This is a genomic window from Anaerohalosphaeraceae bacterium (assembly GCA_035378985.1).
Classification (GTDB): Bacteria; Planctomycetota; Phycisphaerae; order Sedimentisphaerales; family Anaerohalosphaeraceae; genus JAHDQI01.
Genome location: DAOSUR010000037.1, coordinates 1 through 3,900 on the forward strand (window position 1 = coordinate 1; position 3,900 = coordinate 3,900).

The 3,900-nt window shown below is 52.2% G+C and carries 4 protein-coding genes; all 4 read right to left on the reverse strand.

The window, feature by feature from the left end; genetic code table 11:
* On the reverse strand, positions 1 to 1,531 hold a 1,531-nt coding region (locus PKY88_13210), incomplete at its 3' end, for a bacteriohemerythrin (GenBank protein HOQ06158.1).
* 28 nt (positions 1,532 to 1,559) lie between these two features.
* Positions 1,560 to 2,081, reverse strand: a complete 522-nt coding sequence (locus PKY88_13215) for a chemotaxis protein CheW (GenBank protein ID HOQ06159.1) — start codon at positions 2,079 to 2,081, stop codon at positions 1,560 to 1,562.
* A 327-nt stretch (positions 2,082 to 2,408) separates the two neighbouring features.
* Complete coding sequence (locus PKY88_13220) at positions 2,409 to 3,299, reverse strand: hypothetical protein (protein ID HOQ06160.1); 891 nt, start codon at positions 3,297 to 3,299, stop codon at positions 2,409 to 2,411.
* 36 nt (positions 3,300 to 3,335) lie between these two features.
* Positions 3,336 to 3,500 carry a PEP-CTERM sorting domain-containing protein gene (locus tag PKY88_13225; protein ID HOQ06161.1) on the reverse strand — a complete coding sequence of 55 codons (165 nt, stop codon included), beginning with the start codon at positions 3,498 to 3,500 and terminating at the stop codon, positions 3,336 to 3,338.
* Positions 3,501 to 3,900 lie beyond the last annotated feature (400 nt).

Genomic DNA, 3,900 nt, shown 5'->3' on the forward strand with positions numbered 1-3,900 from the left:
AGGCGCTGGAGACCTGCTCAGCGCCGGTGGTCAGGTCGGCAATAATCTGGTGAATCGGCCGAGTAATGGCCCGGGTTACAAGAATCCCTGCAATGACAGCCAAGACGACGCAAACCAGCGCGGCACTGAGGAAGAAGGTCTTCAGAAAGATTGCTTGAGACTGAGCATTCTGAACCTGAGCAGTAACCTTGTCTTCGGTTTTCTTCAGGAGGTCTTTCAGGTGGTCGATGGCTTCTCTCTGGAGTGTAGTGACTGGTCCGAGGGTCTGCTCGAGGGCCTGAGCATACAATTCGCGGCTTTTGTTGGTCAGGACCAGCATCTTGTCAAAATCCTTAAAGACTTCCTGCATGGCCGGAACCATTTGACTGCCGAAAATCTCTCTGGCCTGGTCAATCTGATTCTGCTGGACCAGTTTTTTGATGTCGGAAACGGCCTTATGGAACTGCTGATGATACGGCCGGCATTCTGAGACAATCTGTTTGATTTCCTCACTGTTTGTCTGATAAGTGGAGAAGAATCTGCCGGCATTGCAGGCGGCGTGGTCCTCGCCGCCGTCAAAGACGGCCTTGGAATCCTCCAGCAGTGTGCGCACTTTGTTAACAACCACATAATGGTCTTTGGTAAACTGCTCAATGCGGCGAGTCATGTCAACCGGGTCGGCAATGCCGATTTTGTCAATCTGGTGCGACAGGTCCAGCACCTTGGCGATTTCGTTCTGCCAGGCGTCCCAGCTTTTCAGAAATTGGCTCCAGGCGGCCTTTTCTTCAGGAGTAGATGGCAGGGCTTCATAGACCGCAAAGGTCTTTTTACAGTCTTCGATGGCGGTGCTGTAGTTGCTGTACTGGCGCTGACGAAGTTCATCGGATGCTCCCGGAATGCTCAGGGTCCGCAGCGTCCCCCGGATATTTTCAGCCAGATAAACTATGTTGTTCATAGCTGTCACCTGGGGCATGGCTTCGGCTCCGATGTCTTCAATCGCCGTGCTGCTTTGACTGGTGCTGTAAAAGCCGAGCAGCCCGAGCAGAAGGGTCATGCCGGCAATCAGCAAAAAGGACAGAATCAATTTCGTTCCCAGTTTCATTTTTTTGAACATACACAAATCTCCTTCCTGTATTGTTTGTTCTGTATGAGTTTGTCCCCCCGTCCAGAAGCGTCCGTACTGTTTGTCTTCCTTTTGGATATGGGTAACCAGCCAGTTTTTGAGAAACTCGGCCAGATTAAGAGAGTTGACAGGGCGGCCTGCCTGAAAATCTTCGAAGAGTTTTTGGACGTGGGCCACAAGGCGCTGATGTTTGGTTTGATGAGCCGGCAGGGCCGGGTAGCCAATCTGCCGCATCAGGGCTTCTTCCTCTGAAAAGTGGGTGTTAACGTAGCCAACCAGTTCGCGAAGCGTTTGCTGAATAATCTCTTTGCTGCGTCCGAGCTGAAGCGCATCATAAAACTGGTTGATTAAATCAACCAGGCGCTGATGCTGGCGGTCCATTTCCGGAATGCCGACCGAAAAAGAATTGTTCCACTGAAACAAAGGCATGGTTTCCTCTCCGATTCCGTTCACACGTTCAAGCCGCTTGTTCGGCCGACTGAACGATCGAAGCGGACAAGCGGTCTTCTGATAAGGTCCGATTAATATTCAGGAGAAGTTTGGCGGCGGAATCTGATTTAATCAGACCGTCCAGGAAAGAACTTCCCTGAAGCATATCGGCGGGCGGTTCGATCTGTTCGGGGCGGACTTCGAGCACTTCGAGGACGGCATCGACCAGAAGTCCGGCGGCTTGGGCTGTTTCACCGCGGGTGAACTCAACCACGATGATGCAGGTCTGCTGGGTGAGTGTGCCGTCGGGCATTTGGAATTTGCGGCGCAGGTCGATAACCGGAATGATGCGTCCCCGCAGGTTGATAATTCCTCGCAGATAAGCCGGAGATTGCGGGACCGGGACCGCCGGTACATATCCGATGATTTCCCGAACCGTCAGAAGCGGGACAGCATATTGTTCGCTGCCTAAAACGAAGGTTAAAACCAGATGAGTTTCGTTCAGCTTCCCTCTGCCTGCCGTTTGTGTTCGCCCTGTGTTTTCAGACATTTCTATCTTCCTTCCGTACGGGGTTCCCTGCGTTTCTCCCTCGCCTGTCTGAAACCGGATTTTTTTGTCGGTAAAGAAAATACTGCAGTTTAAAAAAATTACGTAGAAAAAAAGAAGGAAAACAGGTGCTATAAAAGCAGGATTTTCTGCAAGACTAACCGGATTTTTCCGGATGAGCAGGGGAAATAGACTGGGCGGAATATCGGAAATTAAGAATATTTTGTCTGTTTAGTTCCGATAACTGCGGATATTGCGGCTTTTTTAAAGTACAATCCGGCGGGGTCGCCTCAAAGGGTCTCCCGCCGGATTTGCTGCGAAGGAGCGGGATTAACGTTTTTTGGTTTTCCCGGCCAGCAGACCGCCCAAGGCCAGCAGCGTTACGGATGCGGGTTCCGGAATGACATCGGCATAGATTTCGATGGTGCCGACATAAAAATCCTTTTGGTCTTTGCCGTTTTCCAGCCCGTTTGCGTAGGTGTTCCAGCCGTAATCCCAGCCCGCGCGGGTATAATTTTTGTCATAAATCAGCGTACCGGTATAGAGGAAGGTACCGGCCATTCCCCAGTTTGACATCGGTGTGGTTCCGAGGGCGGGATTGTACCAGTGAATCTGGCCGTCCGTGATGAGGGTGCCGCTGATTTGCATGGTATAGAGGGTTCCTGTCGGGTCCACGGTCCAGCTGTTGACGTTCAGAGTGAAGGCCGTACCGCGGAAGAGACTGTTGGTCAGAAAACCCGCCGCCGGCCCGGACGGCTCTTTGTAGTCATTAATGGCCCAGGCCGCCTGAGAAGGGGTGGGGAAAACCTGAGTCAGCAGGGCGCCGGCGGGCGTATTGTCCACATTGTCGGCAAAGTACACCGTCGGGGGGATGACACCGCCCAGAGGGCTGTAGGTCGGGGCCATGCCAATCAGGTCAAAGCCGAACTGGCTCTGTCCGACCGGCTGGCCGGAGAAAATATCATTGAAGCTGACCCCGTTGTACTTGGTGTCATCAAACTGGAAGGGGGCACCGTTGGTGTTATTGTAACCGAATTGTGCCCGGATGTAGGCCTGGTTGTTAACATTTTCATCATAGCCGCTGATGACGCCGTCCTGATTCCAGTCGAGATTGTTGTAGTAAATCATCAGGCCCCCTCCGGCCGTGCCCAGTTTGACGATAGCAGCCGGAGTCCAAACGGTCGGCAGAAACAGCAGACAGACAACGAGCGTTCTTTTCATGATCCTTTCCTCCTCAAAATAGGGTTTCAATTTTCCCTATTTTATCAGAACATTGGGGGTTTTGTAAAGATGATTTCGACGTTTTCGCAGCAGCACTCCGCCCAGGGCCAGCAGCCCCAGCGTCGCCGGCTCCGGAATGAGCGTGGCGCTGTATCCTGAAATGCTGGAGGTGCAGACCTGTGGTTTTTTTGCTTTGAACACAATCCTGTGATTCCCTTGCATTCTTGTCACCTCCTTGCCGTTTCTGCCGTTTCCGCGCAGGTCTTTGCTTTCCTCCGCAGACCCTTGTTATTCCCGCACATTTCTGTTGCCCTTGCACGTCTTTATCATTTCTGCCTATTCGCGTTATTCCCTCTTATCCTTGTCAATCCCGCGACCTGTACATCCGCACCCATTCTCCTCCGGCGAAGGTAACCGGTTTCTGAAATTCGTGGGAAATACGGATTTTGCGTTCAGCTCTGCAAATTCAGGGAACGCGATTTTCCACTTGAAAAAAGGGGAAACAAAACGGGCCGGGTTTTTCCCGGCCCGCATTGTTTCTGAGTCTGCTGGCGGTTTTTGTTATCCGTTGAAGTCTTTGAAGTCGTCCTCGAGGGGGATG

What these genes read in the sequence shown, in the direction of transcription:
- PKY88_13220 (HOQ06160.1), bottom strand. Translation starts at nt 3,299, where the DNA reads ATGAAAAGAACGCTCGTTGTCTGTCTGCTGTTTCTGCCGACCGTTTGG.
- PKY88_13215 (HOQ06159.1), bottom strand. Translation starts at nt 2,081, where the DNA reads ATGTCTGAAAACACAGGGCGAACACAAACGGCAGGCAGAGGGAAGCTG.